The 25,655-nt window shown below is 70.2% G+C and carries 28 protein-coding genes and 1 tRNA gene; 10 read left to right on the top strand and 19 right to left on the bottom strand.

The genetic code is table 11. The features are described 5' to 3' along the window. Positions 1-21: 21 nt before the first annotated feature. Both ABS64_RS03480 and ABS64_RS03475 read left to right on the top strand, forming a co-directional pair. On the top strand, positions 22-1,272 hold the full coding sequence (locus ABS64_RS03480) for an MFS transporter (protein ID WP_082784347.1): 1,251 nt from the start codon (positions 22-24) through the stop codon (positions 1,270-1,272). A gap of 130 nt (positions 1,273-1,402) precedes the next feature. Next, a complete protein-coding gene (locus ABS64_RS03475; RefSeq protein WP_288119120.1) occupies positions 1,403-1,750 on the top strand; it encodes a DUF6226 family protein in 348 nt (115 codons plus the stop codon). Positions 1,751-1,786: 36 nt separating this feature from the next. Here the strand turns inward: ABS64_RS03475 and ABS64_RS03470 are convergent, their stop codons facing one another. The 7 genes from ABS64_RS03470 to ABS64_RS03440 form a co-directional block, all read right to left on the bottom strand. Beyond that, positions 1,787-2,212, bottom strand: a complete 426-nt coding sequence (locus tag ABS64_RS03470) for a pilus assembly protein TadG-related protein (RefSeq protein ID WP_061683639.1) — start codon at positions 2,210-2,212, stop codon at positions 1,787-1,789. After that, positions 2,209-2,685, bottom strand: a complete 477-nt coding sequence (locus ABS64_RS03465; protein WP_353681694.1) for a TadE family protein — start codon at positions 2,683-2,685, stop codon at positions 2,209-2,211. The genes ABS64_RS03470 and ABS64_RS03465 overlap by 4 nt, the downstream gene beginning before the upstream one ends. Beyond that, positions 2,669-3,058, bottom strand: a complete 390-nt coding sequence (locus ABS64_RS03460; RefSeq protein WP_061683637.1) for a TadE/TadG family type IV pilus assembly protein — start codon at positions 3,056-3,058, stop codon at positions 2,669-2,671. The genes ABS64_RS03465 and ABS64_RS03460 overlap by 17 nt, the downstream gene beginning before the upstream one ends. 14 nt (positions 3,059-3,072) lie before the next feature. Then, complete coding sequence (locus tag ABS64_RS03455) at positions 3,073-3,252, bottom strand: hypothetical protein (RefSeq protein ID WP_005055077.1); 180 nt, start codon at positions 3,250-3,252, stop codon at positions 3,073-3,075. 108 nt (positions 3,253-3,360) lie between these two features. Further along, positions 3,361-4,287: a type II secretion system F family protein gene (locus ABS64_RS03450; protein WP_061683722.1), complete on the bottom strand. Its 927-nt coding sequence runs from the start codon at positions 4,285-4,287 to the stop codon at positions 3,361-3,363. After that, positions 4,284-5,141: a type II secretion system F family protein gene (locus ABS64_RS03445; RefSeq protein WP_204947313.1), complete on the bottom strand. Its 858-nt coding sequence runs from the start codon at positions 5,139-5,141 to the stop codon at positions 4,284-4,286. The genes ABS64_RS03450 and ABS64_RS03445 overlap by 4 nt, the downstream gene beginning before the upstream one ends. Beyond that, positions 5,138-6,328 (bottom strand): ATPase, T2SS/T4P/T4SS family, encoded by a 1,191-nt coding sequence (locus tag ABS64_RS03440; RefSeq protein WP_204947314.1) that lies wholly within the window; start codon positions 6,326-6,328, stop codon positions 5,138-5,140. The genes ABS64_RS03445 and ABS64_RS03440 overlap by 4 nt, the downstream gene beginning before the upstream one ends. 93 nt (positions 6,329-6,421) lie before the next feature. Here ABS64_RS03440 and ABS64_RS03435 point away from each other — a divergent pair, with 93 nt between their 5' ends. Both ABS64_RS03435 and ABS64_RS03430 read left to right on the top strand, forming a co-directional pair. Then, the gene (locus ABS64_RS03435; protein ID WP_204947315.1) at positions 6,422-7,249 is read left to right on the top strand and encodes a formate/nitrite transporter family protein; all 828 of its coding nucleotides are present in this window, start codon (positions 6,422-6,424) and stop codon (positions 7,247-7,249) included. Between the two features lie 12 nt (positions 7,250-7,261). Beyond that, positions 7,262-7,343: transfer RNA gene (locus tag ABS64_RS03430), tRNA-Leu, on the top strand. Positions 7,344-7,378: 35 nt separating this feature from the next. Here the strand turns inward: ABS64_RS03430 and ABS64_RS03425 are convergent. Together ABS64_RS03425 and ABS64_RS03420 are read right to left on the bottom strand one after the other, a co-directional pair. Beyond that, a complete protein-coding gene (locus ABS64_RS03425) occupies positions 7,379-8,071 on the bottom strand; it encodes a hypothetical protein (protein ID WP_292680886.1) in 693 nt (230 codons plus the stop codon). After that, a complete protein-coding gene (locus tag ABS64_RS03420) occupies positions 8,068-8,259 on the bottom strand; it encodes an Arc family DNA-binding protein (protein WP_204947317.1) in 192 nt (63 codons plus the stop codon). The genes ABS64_RS03425 and ABS64_RS03420 overlap by 4 nt, the downstream gene beginning before the upstream one ends. Positions 8,260-8,419: 160 nt before the next feature. Here ABS64_RS03420 and ABS64_RS03415 point away from each other — a divergent pair, with 160 nt between their 5' ends. Next, positions 8,420-9,145: a VTT domain-containing protein gene (locus ABS64_RS03415; protein ID WP_204947318.1), complete on the top strand. Its 726-nt coding sequence runs from the start codon at positions 8,420-8,422 to the stop codon at positions 9,143-9,145. 1 nt (position 9,146) lies between these two features. Here ABS64_RS03415 and ABS64_RS03410 read toward each other — a convergent pair whose 3' ends face one another. Beyond that, entirely contained in the window at positions 9,147-9,995 is an 849-nt protein-coding gene (locus ABS64_RS03410) for a Ku protein (RefSeq protein WP_204947319.1), read from the bottom strand. A 59-nt stretch (positions 9,996-10,054) separates the two neighbouring features. On the opposite strand from ABS64_RS03410, the gene ABS64_RS03405 reads away from it, so the two are divergent. Beyond that, positions 10,055-12,487: an ATP-dependent DNA ligase gene (locus ABS64_RS03405; RefSeq protein WP_292680880.1), complete on the top strand. Its 2,433-nt coding sequence runs from the start codon at positions 10,055-10,057 to the stop codon at positions 12,485-12,487. 3 nt (positions 12,488-12,490) lie between these two features. Here the strand turns inward: ABS64_RS03405 and ABS64_RS03400 are convergent, their stop codons facing one another. The 5 genes from ABS64_RS03400 to murI form a co-directional block, all read right to left on the bottom strand. Continuing rightward, a complete protein-coding gene (locus tag ABS64_RS03400) occupies positions 12,491-13,294 on the bottom strand; it encodes a spermidine/putrescine ABC transporter permease (protein ID WP_233449509.1) in 804 nt (267 codons plus the stop codon). Positions 13,295-13,350: 56 nt separating this feature from the next. Continuing rightward, positions 13,351-14,268 (bottom strand): cation diffusion facilitator family transporter, encoded by a 918-nt coding sequence (locus ABS64_RS03395; RefSeq protein ID WP_204947322.1) that lies wholly within the window; start codon positions 14,266-14,268, stop codon positions 13,351-13,353. Positions 14,269-14,334: 66 nt separating this feature from the next. Further along, positions 14,335-14,979, bottom strand: a complete 645-nt coding sequence (gene rdgB / locus ABS64_RS03390) for an RdgB/HAM1 family non-canonical purine NTP pyrophosphatase (RefSeq protein ID WP_051498810.1) — start codon at positions 14,977-14,979, stop codon at positions 14,335-14,337. Then, positions 14,976-15,713: a ribonuclease PH gene (gene rph, locus ABS64_RS03385; protein ID WP_036288445.1), complete on the bottom strand. Its 738-nt coding sequence runs from the start codon at positions 15,711-15,713 to the stop codon at positions 14,976-14,978. Before rph ends, rdgB begins: the two co-directional genes overlap by 4 nt. Beyond that, the gene (gene murI, locus ABS64_RS03380) at positions 15,710-16,546 is read right to left on the bottom strand and encodes a glutamate racemase (RefSeq protein ID WP_292680872.1); all 837 of its coding nucleotides are present in this window, start codon (positions 16,544-16,546) and stop codon (positions 15,710-15,712) included. Before murI ends, rph begins: the two co-directional genes overlap by 4 nt. Positions 16,547-16,612: 66 nt before the next feature. Between murI and ABS64_RS03375 the strand changes: the two genes are divergently transcribed. Next, on the top strand, positions 16,613-17,947 hold the full coding sequence (locus ABS64_RS03375) for a nicotinate phosphoribosyltransferase (protein ID WP_036288451.1): 1,335 nt from the start codon (positions 16,613-16,615) through the stop codon (positions 17,945-17,947). 10 nt (positions 17,948-17,957) lie between these two features. Here the strand turns inward: ABS64_RS03375 and ABS64_RS03370 are convergent, their stop codons facing one another. The 3 genes from ABS64_RS03370 to ABS64_RS03360 are packed head-to-tail and all read right to left on the bottom strand — an operon-like array spanning position 17,958 to position 21,263. Continuing rightward, complete coding sequence (locus ABS64_RS03370) at positions 17,958-18,230, bottom strand: DUF3039 domain-containing protein (protein ID WP_005055043.1); 273 nt, start codon at positions 18,228-18,230, stop codon at positions 17,958-17,960. A 55-nt stretch (positions 18,231-18,285) separates the two neighbouring features. Further along, positions 18,286-19,839 carry a hypothetical protein gene (locus ABS64_RS03365; protein WP_292680862.1) on the bottom strand — a complete coding sequence of 518 codons (1,554 nt, stop codon included), beginning with the start codon at positions 19,837-19,839 and terminating at the stop codon, positions 18,286-18,288. Further along, a complete protein-coding gene (locus ABS64_RS03360) occupies positions 19,815-21,263 on the bottom strand; it encodes an ABC transporter ATP-binding protein (protein WP_292680860.1) in 1,449 nt (482 codons plus the stop codon). Before ABS64_RS03360 ends, ABS64_RS03365 begins: the two co-directional genes overlap by 25 nt. A 102-nt stretch (positions 21,264-21,365) precedes the next feature. Here ABS64_RS03360 and ABS64_RS03355 point away from each other — a divergent pair, with 102 nt between their 5' ends. Genes ABS64_RS03355 through ABS64_RS03345 form a run of 3 tightly spaced genes read left to right on the top strand, consistent with a single transcriptional unit; the run spans position 21,366 to position 23,898 of the window. Beyond that, on the top strand, positions 21,366-22,298 hold the full coding sequence (locus ABS64_RS03355; RefSeq protein WP_292680858.1) for a hypothetical protein: 933 nt from the start codon (positions 21,366-21,368) through the stop codon (positions 22,296-22,298). Positions 22,299-22,346: 48 nt separating this feature from the next. Further along, positions 22,347-22,586, top strand: coding sequence for a hypothetical protein (locus ABS64_RS03350; RefSeq protein WP_051498812.1), 240 nt, complete (start codon positions 22,347-22,349; stop codon positions 22,584-22,586). 22 nt (positions 22,587-22,608) lie between these two features. Beyond that, positions 22,609-23,898, top strand: coding sequence for an aminoglycoside phosphotransferase (locus ABS64_RS03345; protein WP_292680852.1), 1,290 nt, complete (start codon positions 22,609-22,611; stop codon positions 23,896-23,898). Positions 23,899-23,994: 96 nt separating this feature from the next. Here ABS64_RS03345 and ABS64_RS03340 read toward each other — a convergent pair whose 3' ends face one another. Further along, a complete protein-coding gene (locus ABS64_RS03340) occupies positions 23,995-25,581 on the bottom strand; it encodes a trypsin-like peptidase domain-containing protein (RefSeq protein WP_292680849.1) in 1,587 nt (528 codons plus the stop codon). Positions 25,582-25,655: the final 74 nt, after the last annotated feature.

Below are 25,655 nucleotides of genomic sequence, written 5' to 3'. Positions count from 1 at the left end.
TCCGCGCCCGGCATGGGACCGATGCTCTGGCGTCTTGCGCCCATGATCTATGGTCCGACCGTGCTCTTCGCCCTCGGCGAGGGCGCGGTGGTTCCGCTCCTCCCGGTGATCGCGGCGCAGTTGGGTGCCGACGTTCCGACCGCAGCACTCGTGGCCTCGGCACTCGTCGTCGGACAGCTCTGCGGCAACATCCCGGCGGGCTGGGCCGTGAGCCGCATCGGCGAGCGGATGACGATGATCGTCGGCGGGGTCCTCGCACTCGGCGGCGTCGCCGGGATGCTGTTCGCACCGAGCCTGCCGGTGCTGGCGGCCGCGGTGTTCCTCATCGGATTCTGCGCGGCCGCGTTCGGTCTGGCACGGCACTCGTTCATGACGACGCGGGTGCCGATCGCTTACCGGGCGCGGGCGCTGTCGCTGCTGGGCGGCACGTTCCGCCTCGGCATGTTCGTCGGGCCCTTCCTCGCCGCCGCCCTCATCGCGATCTTCGGCGATGAGAACTCGACGGTCTGGTTCTTCGGCGCGTGCCTGCTCGCCACGATCGCACTGCTCGTGTTCGGCCCCGACCCGGAGGATGCCGTGCCGGTCCCCCGCGTCAGGCGTTCGTCCGGCGACTCGAGGCTCGCCGAAGACACCGGTGAGCCTGTCACCGGGTCGATCCCCGTGCCCGAACGCGTGGGCGTCTTCCGCACGATGTGGCGCTTCCGCGGCGTGCTGTCGCGGTTGGGGCTCGCGGCGGCATCCCTCTCGGCGGTGCGGTCGGCGCGTCAGGTGGTGCTGCCGCTGTGGGGCGTGTCGATCGGGCTCGACGCGCAGACGATCGCGCTCGTCGTCGGCATCTCCGGCGCGATCGACTTCGCCCACTTCTACGCGAGCGGCCAGGTGATGGACCGTTTCGGCCGCCTCTGGGCTGCGCTTCCCGCGATGGTGCTGATGGGGTCGGGTTTCCTCGCGCTCGCGTTCACGCACGACCTGTCGCAGGCGGCGATGTGGTTCGCGCTGTTCGCGGCGGTTCTGGGCGTGGGCAATGGTCTTTCCAGCGGCATCCTGCTCACGCTCGGCGCCGACGTCGCGCCGCAGGACGACCCGGCGGCCTTCCTCGGGTCGTGGCGGACGCTGACGGATGCCGGGGGTGCGATCGCTCCCCTGCTCGTCTCTGCCGTCGCCGCGGTGGTCTCCCTCTCGGTCGCCACCGGCGTCATCGGCGTGATCGGCCTCGCGGGGGCGGCCGGGTTCATCCGCTGGGTGCCGAGGTTCGTGCCGCGCACGCGGTGAGTGCGCGGCGATCACGCCTGCGGCAGGATGACGGGATGAGCCGGTACACCCGCCCGTCGATCGCACCGCAGGTGTTCGTCGACGCCGACGGGCAGGTCATCGATTACGGAAGGTACCACGGGCCGTCAGGGTGCGTCCGCGCGAGCCGGACTGCGCTGGGCTGACGTTCGCGTTCACGGCTTTCCCGGGTCTGCTCCTGCACGCGGGCTTGCGGCATGACTTCCCCTTCCCGCTGTGCGGGTGCGACGCCTGCGACACCTCATGGCAGCCCGAGGCCGACGAGCTCGAGGAGCATGTCTTCGCCGTCGTCAGCGGCACGTACAGCGAGAGCGTCGAGCGGCGCGACGCAGAAGCGGCGGCGTGGTACCAGGTGCGATACCCGACCGGCTCGTCGGGAGGCTTCTCGAACGCGATCCCCGTGCCTGCGGAACGCCGTGCGGCGGCGGAGCCCATTTCGCGGCGGCTGCCGTCCGGGTAGCGGGCATGGCCACGGCGTGCAGGGGCAGAGTAGCTCTCATCGCAACGCGGTACGGCTGGTCGCGGTGGACTCCAGCGGCCAGCCGTCCGGGACGAACAGCGTCAGCACGGGCGGACGCCAGGTCGTCGCGACCGTGACGCGTGCCGAGACGCCATCAGGGGTGGATGCCGCGACGAGCTCGGCCGTCTGAGTGGCCGCGAGCAGTTCCTCGGCCTGATCGTAGACGCCGGCATCCGTCAGCCGTGCAGCCGGACCGGAGGCGTCGACGGTGAGGGTGAAGCCGTCCGCTCCGGCGAGGGCAGCCGCGTCGGCGGCGGCATCCAGGCGCTTCTGCGTGAGGTAGAGACTCGTCGCGTCGACGCACACGAGCACCAGCACGACCGCGATGACGAAGTAACCGAGCGCCAGGATCAGCACGCTGCCGTCTTCATCGTCTCGAAGGCGCGACGCGAGGGCCCTCACGGCTCGACCCAATAGCGGGAGACCTTCTGCACCCCGGTCGCGGTGACCGGCACGCGCGTCGCCTGGTCGAGACCCAGCACCGGCGGGACCAGCGGCAACGGCACCTCTGCCGTCACCGTGACCGAGAGCATCGCGCCGGCCGCGGGGCACGGCCCGGGCGTGGCGCACTGCACCTGAACGTCGAGAGTCGAGCGGTCGATGCCGTATTCGGCGGCGATGGCATCGACGACCCGCTGAGTGCGGGCATCGGCTGTCGCTCGGTCGGATGACGAGGCGATCGTGCGGGCGAGCTGCCGTGCAGCTGTTTCGGCTCCCAGCGCCTGGGATTGGATGCTGCCGAGCGCGACGATGAGGTAGACGAGGGGCACGAGCAGGATGAGCCCGACGGTGACGAACTCCAGGGATGCCGAGCCGCTGTCGTCTCCGAGCGTCGCACCCCGGATCGCTCGCGGTGCGTCAGTCGAAACTCTCACGCGGGGCACGGGCGCTCACCTCCATCCCGGAGGGCACTCCGAGCAGTCCCACCAGTGGGAGCGTCGCCACCACGCGGACCTCCACCTCCGGTCCGCGCGCCGTGTCGGTGTCCGCTGCGCTCACCCGAGCGCCGATGCCGTCACCCACGGCCGTCGCGATCAGCTGTGCAGTGCGGGCGGCGCCGGCTTCGGCATCCGTGTCGGCGAGAGCGCCGAAGTAGGCGCCCTCCACCGCCGCATCGTGGACGACGTTGCGGATGTACACGGCGAGCGCCAGCTGCAGCACGCCGAGGGTCAAGAGAGTGAGAAGCGTTCCGACGAGCACGAACTCGACGGTGCTCGAGCCGCGCTGATCGTGGCGGAGGCTCTCCACGCCGATTCCCGGAGTCAGAGTCCCGAGACGCGGCTCAGCGCCTGCTCGAACAGCGCAGCCAACGCGGGGCCGGCGAGAGTCCAGATCGCGACGACGAGTCCGGCGGTCATCAATGTGACGAGCACCCAGCCCGGAACGTCACCCGTCTCATCGTCGACGAACTCGCGCAGTGCGGATCGGTGTGAACTGTCCATGCGTCGAGTCTGATCGGATGAGATTTCGCACGCGGGAGTTATCCACAGCAGTGGGAACGAGACGCGAGGTATCGCGCTACGCGACGACGACCGGCGCGGCTCAGCCTGTCAGCCGACACCGAGGCGCAGCATGACGATGCCGGGGAAGATCGCGAAGAGAACCGACAGGGGCAGAATCAAGAACACGAGCGGCAGAAGCATCAAGATCTCCTTGCGCCCGGCCAGCTCCAGCAGCCCCCGCTTGGCGTCCTCTCGCGCGTCGACGGCCTGCTCCTGCAGAACATGCGCGAGGGGCGCTCCACGGTCCATCGCCGCCACCAGATGCTCGATTGCTCGCGCGAGTGCCGGCACGTCGAGGTTCTTCGACACCGAGAGCAGCGCATCCGGCAGGCTCGAGCCGGTGCCGCTCGCCAGCACGGCCGCGCGGAGCTCACCGGTCAGAACGCCGGAGCCGACCTCGCCCACGCGACGCAGCGCGTCACGCAAACCTTCCCCGGCAGCCAGGCACAGCGAAAGGAACTCCAGCACGGTCGGAAGCTCCTCCTCGACGCGCGCGATCCGCTGGCGCGCCGCTCTCGTCAGGCGGTAGTCGCAGCCGAGAACTCCGGCCGCGGCGAACAGCGGAGGCAGCACGGCGAGCGTCGGCCCGCCACGCCCGAGAAGGGTCAGTGCGACGACGAGAAGTCCACCCGCTCCGAGCCCACCCACAGCCCATCCGAGCTGCCTGGCACGAAAGGTCACGACATCCTGACGCCACCCCGCCTGACGCAGGCGACGCGCGACACTTCCTCCTCCTCCGAGTGCCACCCAGGAGGAGGCCAGGCGGTCCCGCAGAAGCCGCCACGACGACGTCACCGCCGCGGGCGGGAGCGGAGTGATGCCGAGCGGATCGGCGATGTCGCGCAGATACGGCGCGACACGACGCGAGAGCGAGGGCGCCGCCCACCGCGGGAGTCGTCCGACGACCAACAGCAATCCCGTGCCGAGCGCGACACCGAGGACAACGGCGGATGCAGCGAGGCTCAGAACGCTCATGCGAACCACCGCCGCGGTTCCGGCAAGCGGCCGATGCGAATCGTGAGTCGGTACGCGCCGACTGAGACGACCGCACCGACGAGAATCACCGCGACGCCGGCAGGGCTCGCGTACGCGCTGGCACCCTCGGGGCGAAGTGCCAGCAGGCCGAGAACGATCCACGGCGCCACGACCCCGACGATCGCCGCTCCGCGCACCCAGGACTGTCTCGCCTCGACTTCGGCGCGAAGGGTGGCGTCGGCACGCACGGATGCCGAGAGCGCGCGGAGCACGGCGGTCAGCTCGGTTCCGCCGACCTGCCGCGCCATCCGGAGAGTCTCGATGATGCGGTCGGCCACCGGATCGGCGAGGGCTGCCTTGAGGCGCAGGGCGCTGGAGTCGAAGTGTCCGGACGCCGCCATGTCGAAGTGGAAGCGCTCGAACGCAGCTCGCAGCGGAGGCGGACCACTCGTCGCGAGAGCCGCCACGGCATCCGGAAGCGACACACCCGCACGGGCGGAGGAGATCAAGAGGTCGCACACGTCGGACCACAACGCGCGGCGCGACCTCCGAAGCCGCCGCGCACGCCCGCGGAGCCAGGCGAACGGCGCTGCCGCCCCGGCCAGCGCCGCGACCACCGCCACCGCGCCGAGTCCGGTCACCAGCCAGCTGATGGCGCAGAACAGTGCGCAGAGGACGACGGCGATCAACACCGGACGCATGGTGGAGGCGTGTGCGAAGCCGGCCTCATCGAGCATCCGCGACACACGTCCGTCTCGGCGCGGTGCCTCGCGGCGCTCGTTCGCCGGCCACAGCCAGGGCGACAAGACGAGGAGGATGCCGGCCGCAAGCGCCGCGCCCCAGACGACCGTCATGAGCGGCCCCGTCGGTAGACCACGCGGGTGTCGATGACGCCCTCATGAATGCGTCCGGTCGTCTCGATCACTTCCTCGATGAACCGTTCGCCGCTCGGCCCGCGACGGCAGTGCACGACAAGGTGGACGCCGGTCGCAATTGCAGGCTGGACGAAGGCGGCGTCGATGTTCCGTCCGGCCAGCAACGGCAGAGTGGCGAGCCGCGATAGCGCATCGTCGGCGCTGTTGGCATGGATCGTCGCCGCGCCGGGAACGCCGGTGTGCAGGGCGAGGAGGAGATCGAGCGCCTCCGCGTCACGGACCTCCCCGACGATCAGGCGATCGGGGCGCATGCGCAGCGCCTCCTTCACGAGGCGACGCAGACTGACCGCGCCCGTCCCCTCCAGACTCGGCTGGCGCCCCTGCAGAGCGACGACGTCGGGGGCGGTGACGGCGAGCTCGAAGGTCTCCTCAACCGTGATGATCCTCTGCTCTGGTCGGCAGGCGCCGATGAGGGCCGCCAGCATCGTCGTCTTGCCCGCGTGCGTGGCTCCGGACACCAGGACGTTTCGCCCCTCCACCATGGCGTCGCGCAGCATGTCAGCGACGTGCGCGGGCAGCGATCCTGCGCCGACGAGGTCGTCCAGGCTCCGCCGCGCGGGCAGGAACTTGCGGATGTTGACGGCGAGGTGTGAGCGCGTGATGTCGGGGATGACGACGTGAAGTCGACTTCCGTCCGGAAGAGACGCGTCCACGAACGGTTGGCTGAGATCGACCCGCCGCCCGGTGGCGTGCAGCATCTTCTCGACGAGATCGCGTACCGCTTCATCGCTGATGCTCATCAGAACGCGTTCGCTGCGCCCCGCGCGCGCCGCGAAGACCGCGCCAGGACCATTGATCCAGATCTCCTCGACCTCGGGGTCGTCCAGCAGCGCCTGCAACGGGCCATAGCCCGTCACCCGGGCGAGCACGTCGCGGACAGCGGCGGCCTCGTCGTCGACGAACTCGAGACCCCGAGCGAGGGCGTAGTCGTTGTGACGGCGCACCTCCGACACGGCCACCTGATGGACGCGATCAGGATGCCGGAGCGGGTCGGACTCGTCCTCACGAAGTCGGTCCCGCACCCGTTCGGCGATGGCCTGGACGACGGCCATTGACGCGCGCGCTGACGCGAGCGGCGCGTCAGGCGTGTACGTGGTGGGGCTCACCCCGGCATCCTGGCATCGCGCCTCAGCAGCGGCAGCGATTATCCACAGCCCATCCATCCCATGTGGTCCGACCACTCTTCGTAGACTCACACCGTGCTCACGATTCCCGAGACTCTGCAGGTGCAGGCCGACGCCGCGGTCCACAAGTCCGAGGGAGTGCGCTCCCCCGGCCGCTTCGCCGTCTCCGGCATGCTCGCCGGTGCGTATATCGGCATCGGCGTCGTGCTGATGGTCGCGACCGCCGGGCCGCTCCTGGCCGCCGGAGACGGGCTCGCGAAGCTCGTGTCGGGACTCGTCTTCGGCGTCGCCCTCACGCTCGTCGTCTTCGCCGGCGCCGACCTGCTCACGAGCGCGATGATGATCCTCCCCCAGGGGGCGCTCATGGGCGCGGTGGGCTGGTGGCGTGCGATCGGCACAATGCTCGCGACCTTCGTCGCCAACCTCGTCGGTGCCCTCATCTTCGCCGGGCTGATCGTGGCCTCGGGCGTGCTGCACGCCAACGCTCCCGCCGGCAAGATGCTCGCCGACATGCTCGCCGCCAAGGCGGAAGAAGCACCGCTGCAGCTGTTCGTCCGCGGCATCCTCTGCAACGTCCTCGTGTGCCTCGCGATCTGGATGTGCGCGCGCGTGCGCTCCGACGTGGCCAAGATCCTGCTGATCTTCGCCGCGATCCTCGCCTTCATCAGCTCGGGCTTCGAGCACGTCGTGGCGAACATGACCACCTACGGTATCGGCCTGTTCAGCGGCGACCCCCACTTCACGTGGGGCCTGTTCGCGAACAACATGCTGTGGGTGGGGCTCGGCAACCTCGTCGGCGGCGGCATCGTCGTCGGACTCGGCTACTGGATCGTGGGCGGTCGCCCCCGCGTGGCGGCCCTCACTGCCACCCACGCCCCCGAAACGGCCGACGCCGCCGGATAGACTGACTCCCGCGCGGAAGTGGTGAAATCGGCAGACACGCAGGATTTAGGTTCCTGTGCCTTCGGGCGTGTGGGTTCAAGTCCCACCTTCCGCACAGAAGCATGGACGGAGGGGCGCACCGACGCCCGATCAGAGCGCGGTGTAGCCGTAAAGGTCGCTTTGGCATTCATTGATCCAGATCGGCTCGCCGCCCTCCGGTCGCGGGATCAGAAGCGTCCGCCCATACGACTCGTCCACGACGTGCGCGTCCACTCCCTCCGCGCGCACCCGCGCGGCCAGCTCGTCCACATCACCCTCGTACTCGAACGACACCTGCGCCGCAGGCACATCGCCGTCGTGCACGGCCGCAAGCCCGGCATCCGCCACGAGCTGCACCCACCGGCCGCTGTCGCTGCGCACCTCGGCGCGCAGTCCCAGACGCTCCAGCACGGATGCTGCGGCATCCACATGCGCACTCACCCAGAGGCCGAGCGCGCGCAAGCCCTGCGTTCCGCGCCGCTCCCCCGGGGCGAGCTCGAGCACCACGAGCTCGAGCTCGCCGGCGATCGCGACGCCCGATGCACCGTTGTCCGCGACGAAGCGCCGGGCCGGATCACCGAAGGCGTTGGCCGCGGCATCCAGGTCGTCGGACTCGAAGCCCAACGCGGCGAGGCCGTCCAGCGGGTCACCCGGCTCCACGCGGTGCAGCGCGACGCGCCCGTCTCCCGCCGCGTAGACCGACCAGTCCGCCTCCTCCACGAGAGCGACCAGCCCCAGCGCCGCGAACAGGCGCCGGTATCCGGCAACGTCGGAGGTGTACTGCACGGGACGACTGACGATCATGAGAGATCTCCCTTCTGACGGGTCGAGGATGGAGTGTCGAGAGAGGCCTGCAGCACCCGCTCGACGAAGCTGCTGAGACTCAGCCCTTCATCGATTGCCCGGTGTTTGACCTGCGTGATGAGCGCACGCGGGAGATAGACGTTGAACTGCGCCTTGTCGGCGCGACCGGCGATGGGGTCGAGGGGCATGACAGCATGCTAGCAATCTAGCTGGGACCGCTCAACGATTCGCGCCTGGATTGATCAGCCGATTCACCGCAATCACTCGGGAACCGCCCCGGTAGACTGACCGCGACCGCTCACCTCTCGGAGCGGGCCCCTCCACCGCCGATCTACCGACGGGAACTCTGTGCACGCTCTCGCCCTCATCCCCTGGCTCGATCCTGCGGCCATCATCCAGAACGCGGGCCCGTGGGCCCTGCTGGTGGTCTGCTTCATCGTCTTCGCCGAGACGGGTCTCCTCGTCGGCTTCCTGCTGCCGGGCGACACCCTGCTCGTCATCTCGGGCCTGCTGTCGCACGCCACCGCGACCACGCCGCACGGCATCTTCGGCATCAGCGTGTGGTGGGTGGCATTGCTCATCGGCCTCGCGGCCTTCATCGGCGGTGAGGTCGGGTACTTCATCGGGCACAAGGGCGGACCCGCCGTCTTCGAGCGCAAGGAATCCGGCTTGTTCAGCCGCAAGAACGTGGAGCGCACCAACGCGTTCTTCGAGCGGTACGGCGGCCTGACCGTCATCCTCGCCCGCTTCGTGCCGATCGTCCGCACCTTCGCCCCGGTGGCCGCCGGCGTCGGTCACATGCCGTGGCGCAAGTACTCGCTGTACAACCTGATCGGCGCCATCCTCTGGGGCTTCGGCCTGACGATGTTCGGGTACCTGATCGGCTTCATCCCGCCGGTGGCCACCTTCGTCGAGCACTACATCGACCTGATCCTTCTCGCGGCTGTTGGCGGCACCGCACTGGTGACCGTCTGGCACTACTTCTCCGAGCGCCGCAAGGTGAAGAACGAGCAGCAGTCCGGTACGCCGGCCGAGACGGTCGAGCCCCTCGAAGACGGCACTCCCGCGGCCTGACTCAGGATGCTTTGGTGGCCCTGCCCTTCTTGGGCGGGGCCACCTCGTCGTTGCCGGCACGCGCCGCGCGACTGCGCTCGACGCTGGCCTTCAGCGCCGCCATCAGGTCGATGACCTCACCCCCGGCATCCCTCTCGCCCTTCTCGCCGAAGGTCTCGGACGTGTCGAGGGCATCGCCCTTCTCCAGCTTGGCGTCGATGAGGGTGCGCAGCTCCTGCTGGTACTCGTCGACGAACTGGTCGGGATCGAAGTCGGCCGAGAAGCTCTCCACGAGGGATGCCGACAGCTCCAGTTCCTTGTCGGAGATCTTCACCGGCTCGTCGAGAGCGGCAAAGGTCGCCTCGCGTACTTCGTCGGCCCACAGCAGCGTCTGCAGGACGAGCACATCGCCGCGCACGCGCAGGGCGGCCAGTCTCGTCTTCTGCCGCAGTGAGAAACGCACGACGGCCGTCCGATCGGTGCGTTCCAGGGTCTTGCGCAGCAGCACGTACGCCTTGGGCGACGACGAGTCGGGCTCGAGATAGTACGGCCGGTCGAGCGTCAGCAGATCGATCTGGTCGCTGGGGACGAACTCGACCACCTCGATCTCGCGGCTGCGCTCCGACGGCAGTGCGGCGAGGTCCTCCGCCGTGAGCACCACGGTGCGCTCGCCATCGTCGTATGCCTTGTCGATGTCGGCGTAGGGCACGACCTCGCCGTCGAGCTCGCAGATGCGCTGATACCGGATACGCCCGCCGTCGGCCGCGTGCACCTGGTGCAGCGGCACGTCGTGGTCCTCGATCGCCGAGTACACCTTCACCGGCACGTTGACGAGGCCGAACGTCAACGCGCCCTTCCAGATCGCTCTCATGGGGCCATCCAACCGGCTCGCGGCGGCCGACGCCAGGGGCTGGACGCTAGCCTGGCGCCATGGCACAGTCAGCGCAGGTGGTCGACGTCGGCGGGCGTCGCCTGCGTCTGACCAACCTCGACAAGGTGCTCTATCCTGCCACCGGCACCACCAAGGCCGAGGTGATCGACTACTACTCGCGCATCGCTCCCGTGATGCTGCCGCACCTGGCCGGCAGGCCGGTGACGCGGCTGCGCTGGCCGGAGGGCACGGGCGAGGCGCCCTTCTTCGCGAAAGACCTCGAAGCCGGCGCGCCCGATTGGATGCCGCGACACCCGATCGACCATTCCGGCGGAGCGAAGGACTACCCTCTGGTCGCCGACGTCGCCGGACTCGTCTACCTCGCGCAGGTCGCGAGCCTCGAACTCCACACGCCGCAGTGGCGCTTCGACCACGGCGGGCGCGGATACCCCGACCGCCTCGTGCTCGACCTCGACCCGGGCCCCGGCGTCGGGCTCGCCGAATGCGCGGAGGTGGCACGACGGGCCCGCGGCATCCTGTCGGACATGGGCATGGAGCCGTCGCCGGTGACGAGCGGATCCAAGGGTATTCACCTGTATGCCTCGCTGGACACGACGCGATCCAGCGACGAGATCTCGGCGTTCGCCCGCGAACTGGCACGCGCCCTGGAAGCGGACGATCCCGATCTCGTCGTCAGCGCGATGAGCAAGGCCGCCCGTCCCGGCAAGGTGTTCGTCGACTGGTCGCAGAACAACGCGGCGAAGACCACCATCGCCCCGTATTCGCTCCGCGGGCGCGCCCAACCGACCGTCGCGGCTCCGCGCACCTGGGCCGAGCTCGACGACCCCGAGTTGCGCCATCTCGTCCTGGACGAGGTGCTCGCGCGCGTCGCGGTCGACGGCGACCTGCTCGCCCCCCTCGCCCCCGCCGCCCCCGATCCGCTCGCCGAGTACGTGGCCAAGCGCACCCCCTCCGCAACGCCCGAGCCCTTCCCGCCGAGCCGCCATTCTTCCGTCGAGCCGCCACGTTCTGACGCGCCGAATCATGGCGGCTCGGCGCGAACATGGCGGTTCGTGATTCAGGAGCACCACGCGTCGCGGCTGCATTGGGACCTCAGGCTCGAGCGCGACGGCGTGCTCGTGAGCTGGGCGGTGCCTCGCGGCATCCCCGATTCTCCCGACCGCAACCACCTGGCGGTGATGACCGAACCGCACCCGATCGAGTACCTGACGTTCGCCGGCGAGATTCCCGCCGGCGAGTACGGGGCGGGTGCCATGACCGTGTGGGATTCCGGCACCTTCACCGTGGAGAAATGGCGGGATGACGAGGTCATCGCGACCCTCACCGGTCGTCCCGGCGGACCGCTCGGACGCGTGCGCCTCGCCCTGATCCGCACGTCGGGCGCCGGCGAGAAGTCGCAGTGGCTGCTGCACCGCACGAAGCCGGCGGGGAAGGATGCGGCGACGGGCGCCGTGGCCGCTGCCCGCGCCGGTCAGCGCATGCCGTCTCGCTCGTCTCGCGACAGCGCGGCGCCGATGCTCGCCGTGTCGTCGACACCCGCGCTGGCCACCTCCGCGGCCCGACGCTGGGGCGGCCTCCCGTGGGTCGAGTTCAAGTGGGACGGCATCCGGGCCGTCGCGACATGGGATGGCGAGCGGATGCGGCTGCGTGCACGCAGCGGCGTCGACATCACCGAGCGCTATCCCGAGCTCACCGCCGCAGACCTCGGGCTCGGCGCGCTGCCCGCCGTGTTCGACGGCGAGATCGTCGCGCTCGATGCCGCCGGGCACCCGAGCTTCACGCGACTGCAGTCGCGGATGCATCTGGCCGGCGCCCGCGACATCGCCCGCGAAGCCACCGCCACGCCCGTGCACTACTTCGTCTTCGACCTGCTGCGCATCGGCGACGACGACATCGCAGAGCGACCCCTCCGCGAAAGACGAGAACTGCTCGAGTCGGTGACGGCAGACGCCGCATCGCCGCTCGTCGTGCCGCCCGTCACCGATGACATCGCCGACGCGTTGACGGCTGCCGCCGACCTGCGGTTGGAAGGTGTCGTCGTGAAGGATCCGCAGTCGCCATATCGACGCGGCATCCGCTCCGAACGATGGCTCAAGGTCAAGCTGACGGCTACGCAGGAGGTCGTGATCGGCGGCATTCGTCCCGGAAAGGGCGAACGACGCGGCGGCATCGGATCGTTGCTGCTCGGCATCCCGGATGCCGGAGGCCTGCGCTATGTCGGCCGCGTGGGCTCGGGGTTCACCGACCGCGAGCTCGCCCGCCTGGAGAGCCGGCTGCAGCCGCTGCGCACCGACGCCAACCCCTTCGTGGGTGTCCCTGCGGCCGACGCCGCGGACGCTCTCTGGCTACACCCGGAGCTGGTCGGCGAGGTCGAGTTCGCGGAGTTCACTCCGAACGGCACACTCCGTCACGCCCGGTGGCGAGGGCTCCGCACCGACAAGCAGCCGATGGACGTTCGCCGCGAGGAGTAGCCCTCACGCCGGCGCACTAGTCGGCGCAGGCGGGTCCGCGGCGAAGACCCCCACGGCGGTGCCGTCCCACTCAAACTGAAGCACCGTGCCGACGGGGAAGGCTGCCGTCAGTTCTTCCGAGCTGCCGCGGTCGACGTGGACGGACACCGCCGGGTGAAAGGGGCTCGCGCTGCACGCGCTGTTGCCGATCTGGGAGCCTGCGACGTCCGGCACGTCTTGGAGCACGGTGACGCACTCCCCCTCGAACCCGCGGTTCTCGCCGGAGGACACGACGATGAGCAGACCAGCGAAGCTGTAGGTGGTACCCCGGTCGCCGTTGCGCGCCCACGGCAGCACCATCGACACGTCCGCCGTCGGCTGGTCCAGGCTCGCGACCTGACGGGCACCGGTGACCGCCGACACCGGTCGCAGCGACGCCAGTGCGAACACGAGCGCGCCCACGACGATCGCGACGACCACGATCGACGCAGCCCACCCGATGAGCAGCGCACGGCCGATCGGCGGAGGGGTCGGCGACGAGCGATAGTGCTGCCCGGGCCCGTGCGGCTCAGCAACGCCGACAGCGGCCGCGTCCCCGGCGGGCGCAGGCGTCTCCGGCACGGCACTCTCCGGTCGCGGCACCGGCGGTCCGAACAGGCGCTCGGCCTCCGCCATCCGTGCCGACTGCCCGGCGGCAAAACCGCGGCCCTGGCGCTGCTCGAGTTCGCGAAGCCGCGCGAGCGCCGGCGGGTCGTCGGCGATGTCGGGGGTCGGCCCGTACGCGCGTCGGCGCAGCGTCGCGAACTCCTCGCGTGTGGCGGCATCCATGCTCTGCATCGTGACATATCGTCGACGCGATGCGTCGCTGGCAGCCGTTGCGCGTGTCAGACGTGCGCCTCGTGCTCCCGATGACCGGCGGGCTCGAACTGGAAGGTCGAGTGCTCCACGTCGAAGTGTCGGGACAGGCACCCCTGCAGGCGGGACAGCAGCGCGCCCGTTCCCGCCGATCCCCCGGCAAGCAGATCGTCGCTGACGACGACGTGCGCGGTGAAGACCGGAGCGCCACGGGTGAGCTGCCACACGTGCACGTCGTGCACGTCGACGACGCCGTCCTCGCCGAGGATGTGATCGCGGATCTCCGCGACCTCGGTCCCCCGCGGCGCGCGCTCGCCCAGCACCGAGAACACCTCGCGCAGCAGTCCGATCGCGCGTGGCAGGATCATCACCGCGATGAGCAGCGACGCCAGCGCGTCGGCCGGCATCCATCCCGTCGTCCAGATGACGACGGCGGCGACGATCACCAGCGCCGAGCCGATGAGATCTCCGAGCACCTCGATGTACGCGCCGCGCACGTTGATGCTGCGGCGCTGCGCGGCGCTGAGAAGGTACATCGACACGGCGTTGGCGACGAGGCCGACGGCGGCGATGAGCAGCATCAGCGCTCCGGCCACCTCGACCTCCGACGGAGCGAGCAGTCGCTGCACCGCCTCGACGGCGATCCACACCATCAGCGCGATCAGGATCACCGCGTTGACCAGCGCGCCGAACACCTCGGCGCGCTGGTAGCCGTAGGTGTTGCGGTCGTTCGCAGGACGCGCGGCCACGGTCGAGGCGATCAGTGCGACCACGAGTGCGGACGAGTCCGTGAACATGTGCGCCGCGTCGGCCAGCAAAGCGAGCGACCCGGTCAGGAGGGCGCCGACGACCTGCACCAGCATGACGGTTGCGGTGAGACAGAGCGAGATCGTGAGCAGGCGGCGATTGCTCGCGCCACGGATGCCGGTCGGTGCGTGATCGTGCATAGGAACGAGGCTAGGCCGCGCTCAGCCTTCACGCGGCAGCTTTCGCCTAGTCGGGAATGAAAGCGGTTATCGCTCCAGCGTGCTCAGCAGCGGAGCCAGCGCGACGAAGGCGCGAGCCCGGTGCGATGCGGCGTTCTTCTCCGCCGGCGACAGGTCAGCGGCCGATCGCCCGCCCTGGTCGTCGGGCAGGAAGATCGGGTCGTAGCCGAACCCGCCCGTACCCGACGGAGCGGTCGCGAGTCTTCCCGGCCAGACGCCTTCCACCGTTTCCTCACGGAAGACACCGCCTGGCCCCGGAACGACCAGAGCGATGGTCGAGACGAACTGAGCGGTGCGATGCGGGTCGGCGATGTCGGAGAGCTGATCGAGCAACAGCTCCCGGTTGGCCCGCGCGTCCTTGCGGTGCCCGGCCCAGTACGCGGAGAACACACCGGGGGCACCGCCGAGCACGTCCACGCACACGCCGGAGTCGTCCGCGAGCGCCGGCAACCCGGTGTGCGCCGCGGCGGCTCGCGCCTTGATGAGGGCGTTCGCCGCGAAGGTCACGCCGTCCTCGACGGGCTCGGGGCCGTCATAACCGATCACCTCGAGGTCGGGGCGCACGCGCGCGACGATCGCACCGAACTCCTCCACCTTGTGCGGATTGTGGGTCGCCAGCACGATGCGGCGGACGCCGTCGCCCGCCGCGGAGGAGTTCGCAACACCGATCACGACGCGAGCACCTCGATCTGCGCGTCGCGCAGATCGGCGCAACCCGCCACGCCCAGTTCGAGCAGAGCATCGAGTTCGCGCTTGTCGAAGGGCGCACCTTCCGCCGTCCCCTGCACCTCGACGAACAGGCCGTGCCCGGTGACCACGACGTTCATGTCCGTCTCGGCGCGCACGTCTTCGACGTAGGCGAGGTCGAGCATGGGCTCGCCGTCGATGATGCCCACCGACACCGCCGCGACCGAGTCGAGCAGCACCTTGGCGTTCTTGCCGACCAGCCCCTTGGCCCGCCCCCACTCGATCGCGTCGGCGAGGGCGACGTAGGCGCCCGTGATGGCGGCGGTGCGGGTGCCGCCATCGGCCTGCAGCACGTCGCAGTCGATGACGATCGTGTTCTCGCCCAGCGCCTTGGTGTCGACGACGGCGCGCAGCGCGCGCCCGATCAGGCGCGAGATCTCGTGGGTGCGTCCGCCGATCTTGCCCTTGACGGCTTCCCGGTCGTTGCGTGAGTTCGTCGCACGCGGCAGCATCGCGTACTCCGCGGTCACCCACCCCTTGCCCTTGCCGGTGAGCCATCGCGGCACACCGCCGGTGAAGGATGCCGTGCACAGCACCTTCGTGCCGCCGAAGGAGATCAGCGCCGAGCCTTCGGCGTGCGCGGACCAGCCGCGTTCGATGGTGACGGGACGCAGCTGATCGGGGGTGCGGCCGTCGGCGCGGGTGGTGGAATCAGTCATGGGGTCCCCTTCCAGGGGTGCGGGAGGTCGATGGCGCCGGTCTGCACCAGGCGCACGCTGGACACGCCGCGGCCCATCAGCCGATCGGCGAGACGGATGAAGTCGTCGGCGGAGTCGCCGGTCGCTTCGTAGACATGGGTGGCCACGGCATCCGGCCCGGCCAGCAGGTCACGCGAGACGAGCTGGCGGTAGACGTCCTTGGCGGTCTCGGTGTCGCTCGCGACGAGCGAGACGTCCGGCCCCATCACGTAGCTGATGGCGCCCTCCAGGAAGGGGTAGTGCGTGCAGCCGAGCACCAGGGTGTCCACTCCGGCGTGGCGCAGCGGCGCGAGGTACTCCTCGGCGACGGTGAGCACTTCCGCTGACCCGGTCACACCCGCCTCGACGAACTCGACGAACCGCGGGCACGCCTGTGTGAACACCGACAGATCCTCGTTGACGCCGAGCATGTCCTGGTAGACGCCCGAGCCGATCGTGCCGACCGTGCCGATGACGCCCACACGGCGGTTGCGCGTGGTGGAGATCGCCGTCCGCACCGCCGGCCCGATCACCTCGACGACGGGCACGTCGTAGCGCTCCCGCGCGTCGCGCAGCACCGCCGCGGATGCCGTGTTGCAGGCGATCACCAGCATCTTCACGCCCTGATCCAGGAGGGTGTCGAGCACCTCGAGGCTGTAGCGGCGGACATCCGCGATCGGCTTGGGGCCGTAGGGCGAATGCGCGGTGTCGCCGATGTACAGCACCGACTCGCGCGGCAGCAACTGCGAGACCGCGCGCGCCACCGTGAGTCCACCCACACCGGAGTCGAAGATCCCGATCGGTGCGTCATTCACGGTTCTCCACCCTACCCGCCGCTGCACTGACGGCGACGTCACCAGCGCCGTCGCTAGAGTGACGGCATGACCCGCGCCGAGGCCCCGTCGTCCGCCCTCCTCACCGATCGCTACGAGCTGACCATGATCGATGCGGCCCTGCGGGACGGGACAGCGGCCCGCCGCTGCGTGTTCGAGCTGTTCGGACGGCGCCTGCCGGGAGCGCGCCGCTTCGGCGTGGTCGCCGGCACCGGACGGCTGTTGCAGGAGTTGCGGGCGTTCCGGTTCGGGGACGACGAGCTGCGCTACCTCCGCGACAACCGCGTCGTCGGAGCCGAGACCCTGCGCTATCTGGAGAACTACCGTTTCACCGGGAGCATCCGCGGCTACCGCGAAGGCGAGCTGTACTTTCCGGGATCGCCGGTACTCACCGTCGAGGGCTCCTTCGCCGAGGCGGTCGTGCTCGAGACGCTGGCCCTCAGCATCCTCAACCACGACTCCGCGGTGGCCAACGCCGCCGCACGCATGAGCATCGCCGCCGGGGACCGTCCCCTCGCCGAGATGGGCTCCCGCCGCGCCGGAGAGCGTTCCGCCGTCGCGGCCGCGCGCGCCGCTTACATCGCCGGGTTCGGTGCGACGAGCAACCTGCAGGCAGGGCGGGAGTGGGGCATCCCGACGATGGGAACCGCCGCCCACGCGTGGACTCTGCTGCACGACAGCGAAGAGGACGCCTTCCGCAGCCAGATCGCGGCACACGGCACCGACACGACGCTGCTCATCGACACCTACGACATCCGCCGCGGCGTCGAGACCGCGATTCGCGTCGCCGGCACGGGCCTGGGCGGGGTGCGCATCGACTCCGGCGACCTGCCCACCGTCGCCGCGGAGGTGCGCGCGCAGCTGGACGAGCTCGGCGCGACCGGAACGCGCATCACGGTGACGAGCGACCTCGACGAGTTCGCCCTCGCAGCGCTCGCGGCATCCCCTGTCGATGCTTACGGCGTCGGGACGTCGGTGGTGACCGGTTCCGGCGCGCCGACGGCAGGGATGGTCTACAAACTCGTCGCTCGGCAGGATGCCGCGGGTGGTTGGGTCGCAGTGGCCAAGACCTCGACCGACAAGGGGTCCAAGGGCGGCCGCAAGGCCGCGTTCCGCACCCTGTCCCGCGGTACCGCGACGAGCGAGCTCATCGCCGTCTCCGACGGGTTCGAGCAGATGCAGACGACCGCGGATCATCCCGAGGCGCGCGCCCTGCAGGTGGCGCTCGTCGAAGCCGGTGAGCCCGACCCCGCATTCGAGGGGGCCGAGGGCGTCGCTCGCGCGAGGGAGCATCACGCGCTCGTTCGCGAAGAGCTTCCCGTCACAGGGCTCGCACTGAGCCGGTCCGACCCGGCTTTGCCCACGGTCTACATCGACGCGTGAGCGGGACGGGTCAGCTCATGAGCGACTCGTAGATCTCCTTGCACGTGGGGCACACCGGAAACTTCTCCGGGTCGCGACCGGGAGTCCACTTCTTGCCGCACAGCGCGCGTACCGGCTTGCCCGTGAGCGCGGACTCGAGGATCTTGTCCTTCTTCACGTAGTGCGAGAACCGCTCGTGGTCGCCGGGCTCGATGTTCTCCTCGCGCAGAAGCTCTTCGAGCTCGCGATCAAGGGTGGCGACGCCGCCGTCACCGGGTGCGTCGGGGCTGTCGAGGGGGCTCATGGTGACCGATTCTATCGGCGGTCGGGCGCCCCCGGGACGGTTCGTTCACAGAGGGTCACGTCGACTCGGCGAACTCCATCAGACGCTCGCCCGTGCGGTCGAACACGGCCCCGCCGGCGAAGATCCCGATCAAAAGCGCCACCGCGCCGATCCCCGCACCGCCCCACAGCGCGGTCCACGCCCAGCTCTCGTCCACCGACAACGCGAGCCAGGCCCACCACAACGCCGGAACGCTGAGGAGCACCGCACCGAACATGACCACCGCCTGCGAGAGTCCACCGCCGGTGCGCTGCGGCTGCTGGAACGGGCTGTCGCCGGGTCGGGAGACGGCGTAGGGAGCGATGACAGAGGTGAGGGAGGACAATCCGAGCCCGGCCAGGAACAGGCTGGCGCATACGCCCGCCATCGCCGGGAGCATCGCCCAACGCCCGTGCAGGGAGATCGTCACCGGCACGGCCACCGCCAGCAGGACCGCGCCGACGACCGTGATCGGCACGAGACGTCCGGCCCGATCGGCCGCGCCGCGCACAGCGCCCGCGATGTGCATCCACAAGGCCGTGGAGTCGTAGGCGAGGTCGTTGTGCGGCAACCAGCCCAAGAAGAGCGCGATCAGCGGTGCCGGCAGCAGCACCACGAACTCGGACGGCACGCCGACCAGCAGAAGCGGGACGATCGTCAGGGCTGCCGCGATCGGCACGATGATCATGTTGACCAGATATCGCGGATCGCGGAACCAGTAGATGATGCTGCGCGCAGCGATACCGCCGGCAGCCGTCCCGCCGGTCAGATCGAACCAGCCGAGCCCGCGTCGCTGACGTGCGGCCCCCGGGCGCTCCGTCGTCGTCATCAGCCGGTCGACGAGCCAGAACCACAGCGCCGCAAGCACCGCGACCGACAGCACCGCGATCACGGCGGGGGCAGCGGCGCCGCCGCTCGGCGCGCGTTCGGGAAGCGCCCACGCTGCGCCCAGAGGCGTGAGCGCGAGCAGGTCGACGGCCGCGACCAGAGCGGACGGTACGCCGTCGGTCCACTGCAGGGATGCGAGGAAGACCACAACAGGAACGACGACCACGATCAGGGCGATGAGGAACACCCCCGTCAGCTCTCTGGAGCGATGATCGCGCACCATGCTCGCGAGGGCCAGGCCGATCTTCGCGAGCAGCAGGCACGTGAGCACGCCGAGGACGGCGGAGACGATGCACACCCACGCCGCAGCGCCACGATCAGCCCACAGCGCACTCAACGCCACCGCGACGACGATCAGGGCGAGCGCCGGCACACTGATCATGCTCGCCAGCAGCGTCGCTCCGGCCGTCGCGCGAGGCGACGCTCCGACGACGGAGAATCGCCGCGGGTCGAGCTGATCGTCCACGCCCCCCACCAGGGCCGTGACGAAGAATCCGAGGGTGAGAGCGGATGCCGCGACCATCGTCACCGCGAATGCCGCGTCCTCCGATGACGAGCGCAGCCGCCATGCGGCGACGCACACGGCGCCCACGACGAGCGCGACCACAGCGACAACCACGAGTGTGCGCACGATCTGGCGTCGGTCTGCGCGCAGGGCGCCGACGAGGAGGTCGAGCCTCAGTCGGAGAACGTGTGCAACCACTCGAGGCCCTCCGCATCGCTGATGCCGCCGGACAGCTCGATGAAGCGCTGTTCGAGAGTGAGCTCCCCTCGCACCTCGTCGACGGTCCCCTCGGCGAGCACGCGGCCTCCGACGATCACTGCGAGTCCGGAGCAGACGCGCTCCACGAGCTCCATCCCGTGACTGGAGAGCACCACCGTGCCGCCGTGCGCGACGTAGGCGGACAGGATGTCGAGGACGACGGCGGACGAGACCGGGTCGACCGACTCGAACGGTTCGTCCAGCACCAGGACGCGCGGTGAGTGGATCATCGCGCCGGCGAGCATGATCTTCTTCGTCATGCCGGCCGAATAGTCCGACACAGGTCGGGACAGGGCATCGGTGAGATCGAACGCCCGCGCCAGCTCGGCCGTGCGACTCTCCACGACCGCCGACCGCAGCCCTCGCAGCACGCCGTAATAGTGGAGCAGCTGTCGACCGGTCAGCCGGTCGAAGGTGCGCAGCCGATCGGGGAGGATGCCCATCTTCTGCTTCGCCTGACGCGGCGCGGAGGCCAGGTCGACACCTGCGATGCGAATCTCGCCACTGTCGGGGCGGAGCAGACCCGCGATCATCGACAGCGTCGTCGTCTTGCCCGCCCCGTTGGGCCCCACGATCCCATAGAAGGTACCGGCGGCGATCCGGAGGTCGATCGCGTCGACCGCGACGGTCGCACCGAAGGTCTTCGTCACGCCGCTGAGGCGGACCGCGTCGACCTGCTCGTCCGCGACGGACTCGTCGACGGTGCGTTCGTCGTCCGCCGTCGACGACGCCGTGACGGCGAGGATCTCCGCGAGCGGGGATGCCGCGTCGTCCGGATCGGGCAGAGGCTCCGGGTCCACGAGGGACTCGACGTCAGCCTCGACTTCGGGCGAAACCTCAGGTGCGGCCTGGACGTCGTCCGCACCCACCGGCTCGTCCTCGACGCTCACAGCCGCCTCGGTCACTGCGACAGCATCGCCCTCGTGCTCGACGTCGACTTCGACCTCGACGGCGGGCTCCGGCTGCTCCGTTTGGGGCTCTCGCTCGACGGGCGAAATCTCCACGGCCGTCGTCTCCGCACCGCTCACGGCGGTGGTGTCCCGTGCGGCAGGCCTCGGCGGGAGTTCATCCGGCTCGATCGATGACAGCGGGGCGGCGGCCTCGAATCGTGCGGCCGCCACTGCCGGCGGCACATCCGGCGGCGGCGGCGGCGTCGCCTTCGGCTTACGAGGCCGGGGCGCGCGTTTGGCGGCGGGCGTGGCCGCGGGCCGGCGCGGTCGCGGCGGCGCGACCGGTTCGTCTTCGCGCCCGCCGTCGCGGCGATCGAGCTGAGCTGCCGCCTCGGCGGCGGGCACGACAGGCAGCGGCGGCAGTGCGTGCACGCCGTCGTCGTCGTCCGCGGGGGTCGGATGGGGGGCGCTCACCCGTCAAACCTAGCAAGCCGACCCGACGATCGCCCCGATCGTCCACACACCCGCGTCAACGCTCAGCCGCTCTTCAGCGGCCGTCCATAGGATCGTGCCGTCATGGCCAAGATTCCCCGCATCCACACGCTCCCCGATGACGCGCCGTGGGCCGGCGGCCTGCCCCCGGAGGGGTCCCCCGAGCACCCCCGGACCATTCGCGCACTCGACCGGGTCCTTCAGGTTCAGCGTCCCGCCGTGATCGCACATCTGCGCAGCATCCGCCTGCGTCACCCCGACGCTTCGACCAGCGACATCGTCCGCATGCTCGAACGCCGCTACCTCGCCGCGGTGACCACCGGCGGCGCAGCCGTGGGGGCCACCGCCGTGGTGCCCGGCATCGGCACCGGCATGACCCTGGCCCTGTCCGGCGTCGAGACGGTGGGCTTCCTCGAAGCGACCGCGCTGTTCGCGCAGTCGTTGGCGGAGCTGCACGGCATCCGCGTCGAGAACCCCGACCGGGCGCGCGCCCTCGTGCTGACGCTCATGCTCGGCAAGGAGGGTGTCGATCTCGTCGCGCAGCTCGGGCGACAGCTCGCCGGGACGGGGACGCCCCGCCCCACGTACTGGGGCGAACTGATCACGAAGTCGCTGCCTCGCGCCGCCGTGGGCCCTCTCGTGGACAGGCTGAAGTCGGCCTTCATCCGCCAGTTCGCCGCCAAGGGCGGCGCATCCGTCATCGGCAAGGCTCTCCCCTTCGGTATCGGTGCCGCCGTGGGCGGCACCGGCAATCACCTGCTCGGGCGACGCGTCGTGGTCGGATCCCGGCGCGCTTTCGGAGGAGCGCCGCTGCAGTACCCCGCCGAACTCGAGCCACGGCCGGGCGCGACACGTCTCGAGAGCACCGCGTTCGGCTTCGTCCGGCGCACCGGCAGCACTATCGGCGACCGCGGGCGATCGGCCGTGACGGCCGTCGCCGGTCTCGTTCCGCGGCGCGGCGCGCGCACGTCCGGTCGGCCCCTCACACCGGATGACGGGGACCGCGAACCCGGGTGATCCCGCGCGGCGAGCGCTCGTCGCAGCCGCATCGCGCACAATGGGCGCATGGGTATCTTCCAGAGTCGGCCCGAGGATCCGTCCGAGTGGGGCGGGCTGCCCGCAGACCCGCGGGAACAGCCGCAGCCGGCAGAAGTGCTGCCGCCGCCGTTCGACGATCTCGGTGTGTTCGGCGCTGCTGGCGTCGCGATCTCGGTTCCGCTCGAGACCTTTCTCACGACGTCATCGCCCTCGACGGAGGCCGACCGCGACGGCAACGATCAGACCGGCGACCTCGACAGCCCGTGACCACCCTGACTAGCCTCGACGCATGCAGACGACGCTGGGGCACCTGGCTGTGTGGATGCCGCAGCAGCGGTGGTACTCGCCGACCGGACGCTCACCCCGCCTGCGGATTCTCGACGAACGCGAGCTGACGACCGGCGACCCGGATGCGGCCGTTCAGGTCCTGATCGTCGCCGACGGCGACGACGAGAACGCCATCGTCTATCAGGTTCCGCTCGTGACCCGTCCCGCCGATGTCACGGAGCCGTGGACGATCGCGGTCCACGAGGGTCGTGCGTTGATCGACGGACCGCACGATCACGCATTCGCCTCGGCGTTGCTCGCCGAACTGGGTCGCAGCGATCTGGACGGTCCGTCGCAGGTGCTGGTCGGCGAGCAGTCGAACACCTCGATCATCTACCGTCCACGCGACGCCGCGCCGACGATCTGCAAGGTGTTCCGCCGCCTGCATCCGGGCATCAACCCGGACATCGAACTCCAGTCCGCCCTCGCAGCCGCCGGCAGCCGCCACGTTCCCCCCGTCGTGGGCCATCTCGACGGCCGCTGGACGATGGCGCCGGGCGGCGGTTCAGAGCGGGGATCGCTGGCATTCGCGCAGGAGTTCCTGCCCGACGTCGATGACGCCTGGCGGGTGGCGCTGGCCGCGGCGGCCGTCAACACCGACTTCACCGCCGAAGCCGCCTCCCTCGGTCAGGTCACCGCCGCGGTCCATCGAGATCTCGCCCGCCTGTTCCCCACCCCGCGCGCGGACGGGGTCGCCCGGCGCGCCATCAGCGCGGCGTGGCGGCGACGACGTGCCATCGCGGCGGTGGAAGTGCCTGCGCTCGCCGCCCACGCGGCGGCAATCGACCGGATCTACGCCGCCGCCGAGGCCTCCTCCTGGCCCGCCCTGCAGCGAGTGCATGGCGACTACCACCTCGGCCAGGTCCTGCATTCGCCGACGCGGGGCTGGATGCTGCTCGACTTCGAGGGGGAACCGATGCGACCGATCGCCGAGCGACGCGCACCGGATCTCGCCTTGCGCGACATCGCCGGGATGCTGCGGTCGTTCGACTACGTCGCGGGCTCTCTGCGTCTGCAGCGTGCTCCGCAGCAGCACGACGCTGCCGTCGACGAGGATGCCGAGGCCTGGGCCCGCGCGGCGCGCGCCGCCTTCCTCGCCGGCTATGCCGACACCGGCGGCGCGCCCGCGGTGACTCTGCTCAACGCGCTCGAACTCGACAAAGCGGTCTACGAGGCCATCTACGAGGCGCGGCACCGACCCGCGTGGCTCGCGATCCCGCTGTCGGCGATCGAGCGTCTGCTCGCCCACTGACTCCGCAGCCCTCGCATCCGACGACGAAGACCACCGCGCGAAGAACTCGCACGGTGGCCTTCGGTGTCGCCCGGTGTCTGCGAGCGGTGAGCATCGCTACTGCTGAAGCTGGCCCAGCGTGACCTCGGCGGAGGCGGTCTTTCCGCCACGGTCGTAGACGATGGTCGCCTTCGACCCGGCGGCGAGCGCGCGGACCTGAGCCGTGAGGTCGGTGGCGTTGGTGATCGGAACGCCGTTGAAGGACGTCACGACGTCGCCCTTGCGCAGGCCCGCGGCGGCAGCGGCACCGCCCGAGGTCACCTCCGCGATGTACGCTCCGGCGGTCGTCGCGCCCTCCTGCGTGGCGGCATCACGCACCCCCGCGCCGAGCAGACCATGAGTGGCGGTGCCGTTCTTGATCAGGTCGTCGGTGATGCGCTTGACGATGTCGGACTCGATCGAGAAGCCGACACCGATCGAGCCGGACTGGCCGCTCGAGCTCGAGCCGCCGGCCGAGGCGATGGCGACGTTGATGCCGATCAGTTTGCCGTTGCCGTCCACGAGAGCGCCGCCGGAGTTGCCGGGGTTGATCGCGGCATCCGTCTGGATCACCGCGATCGAAATGGAGCTCTGCGGAGTGGCCTGCTGCCGCCCCTGACCGAAGTCGAACTGGAACGGCGAACCGTTGCCGTCGCCCTGCTGCGGGGTCTGGTCCTGCGTGTCGCCCTTCGGCGCCGCCGACGAGGCGATCTGGATGGATCGGTTGAGCGCGCTGACGATGCCGGTGGTCACCGTGTTCGACAGCCCCAGTGGCGCACCGACGGCGACCGTCGCGTCGCCGACGTTGAGCTTGGACGAATCGCCGAACTCGATCGGCGTCAGTCCCGATGCGTCGGTGAGCTTGATCACCGCGAGATCGTAGGTCGGATCGGTGCCGACGATGGTCGCCGCGTACACCTTGCCGTCGGATGCGGTGACCGACAACTTGGCATCGCCGGACTGACCGTCGAGGGTGACGACGTGCGTGTTCGTCACCACGTACCCGTCGGAGGTGAGCACGACGCCGGATCCGGTGCCGCCCGAGGAACCGGCCGTCGCCGAGATCGTGACCACGCTCGGGACGACCTTCGCGGCGATCGCCGTCGTCTGGTTGACCGACGCCGTGTTGTTCACCGTGACCGTGGACGGGGCTCCGTTGACCACCGTCTGCGACTGCGGCAGGAACGACGCCCCCGCCGCCGCGCCGCCGATGCCGGCCGCACCGCCGACGAGCGCCGCGGCGACCATGATGCCGACGATCTTTCCGGCGCCGAGCTTTGCGGACGGCGCGTGTTCGGGCCTCGTGGTCGCAGCCGGGTACGCGGCGGTGGGCTGCGCGCCGAAGGCGGAGGTGCCGAATGCCGCGCCGGAGTAGGACGGGGCCGGGTACGCGGTGTGGGGAGCCTGAGGGCTCGTCGCGTGAGCGGACGGCGCGGTCGGGGCCGTGTAGGGCGCCTGCGCGGCGTAACCGGCGTTGTGCTCCGGCGCGCCGACGGGCGCGGGAGGCGCCGTCGGGGCTGCTTCCGGTGAGCTCTGGGCCGCGTGCGTGGCCGACTGCTCGGGCAGCGGCGGACGCTCCGGCGCGGTCTCACGCTGCTGCGCGGCATCGATGCCCTGCGCGGCGTCATCCTGCGGTTCGCTGTTGGTGGGGGTGTTCTCGCTCATGTGTGCTTCCTTCTTCCCAAGACCTGACCAGGATGTCGCGCGATTCTGTGTGTTGCTTATGCCCGCACCTCGCC

It is taken from the genome of Microbacterium sp. SCN 69-37, from assembly GCF_001724435.1.
Classification (GTDB): Bacteria; Actinomycetota; Actinomycetes; order Actinomycetales; family Microbacteriaceae; genus Microbacterium; species Microbacterium laevaniformans.
This window is presented reverse-complemented; position numbering and strand designations above follow the sequence as displayed.

Bases quoted from the DNA above. Each gene is read 5' to 3' on its own strand.
- ABS64_RS03480 (WP_082784347.1), top strand. From the start codon at position 22: ATGCTCTGGCGTCTTGCGCCCATGATCTATGGTCCGACCGTGCTCTTC.
- ABS64_RS03455 (WP_005055077.1), bottom strand. From the start codon at position 3,252: ATGGACAGTTCACACCGATCCGCACTGCGCGAGTTCGTCGACGATGAG.
- ABS64_RS03450 (WP_061683722.1), bottom strand. From the start codon at position 4,287: ATGAGCGTTCTGAGCCTCGCTGCATCCGCCGTTGTCCTCGGTGTCGCG.
- ABS64_RS03445 (WP_204947313.1), bottom strand. From the start codon at position 5,141: ATGACGGTCGTCTGGGGCGCGGCGCTTGCGGCCGGCATCCTCCTCGTC.
- ABS64_RS03425 (WP_292680886.1), bottom strand. From the start codon at position 8,071: ATGATCGTCAGTCGTCCCGTGCAGTACACCTCCGACGTTGCCGGATAC.
- ABS64_RS03420 (WP_204947317.1), bottom strand. From the start codon at position 8,259: ATGCCCCTCGACCCCATCGCCGGTCGCGCCGACAAGGCGCAGTTCAAC.
- ABS64_RS03410 (WP_204947319.1), bottom strand. From the start codon at position 9,995: ATGAGAGCGATCTGGAAGGGCGCGTTGACGTTCGGCCTCGTCAACGTG.
- ABS64_RS03405 (WP_292680880.1), top strand. From the start codon at position 10,055: ATGGCACAGTCAGCGCAGGTGGTCGACGTCGGCGGGCGTCGCCTGCGT.
- ABS64_RS03400 (WP_233449509.1), bottom strand. From the start codon at position 13,294: ATGGATGCCGCCACACGCGAGGAGTTCGCGACGCTGCGCCGACGCGCG.
- ABS64_RS03395 (WP_204947322.1), bottom strand. From the start codon at position 14,268: ATGCACGATCACGCACCGACCGGCATCCGTGGCGCGAGCAATCGCCGC.
- rph (WP_036288445.1), bottom strand. From the start codon at position 15,713: ATGACTGATTCCACCACCCGCGCCGACGGCCGCACCCCCGATCAGCTG.
- ABS64_RS03375 (WP_036288451.1), top strand. From the start codon at position 16,613: ATGACCCGCGCCGAGGCCCCGTCGTCCGCCCTCCTCACCGATCGCTAC.
- ABS64_RS03370 (WP_005055043.1), bottom strand. From the start codon at position 18,230: ATGAGCCCCCTCGACAGCCCCGACGCACCCGGTGACGGCGGCGTCGCC.
- ABS64_RS03355 (WP_292680858.1), top strand. From the start codon at position 21,366: ATGGCCAAGATTCCCCGCATCCACACGCTCCCCGATGACGCGCCGTGG.
- ABS64_RS03350 (WP_051498812.1), top strand. From the start codon at position 22,347: ATGGGTATCTTCCAGAGTCGGCCCGAGGATCCGTCCGAGTGGGGCGGG.
- ABS64_RS03345 (WP_292680852.1), top strand. From the start codon at position 22,609: ATGCAGACGACGCTGGGGCACCTGGCTGTGTGGATGCCGCAGCAGCGG.
- ABS64_RS03340 (WP_292680849.1), bottom strand. From the start codon at position 25,581: ATGAGCGAGAACACCCCCACCAACAGCGAACCGCAGGATGACGCCGCG.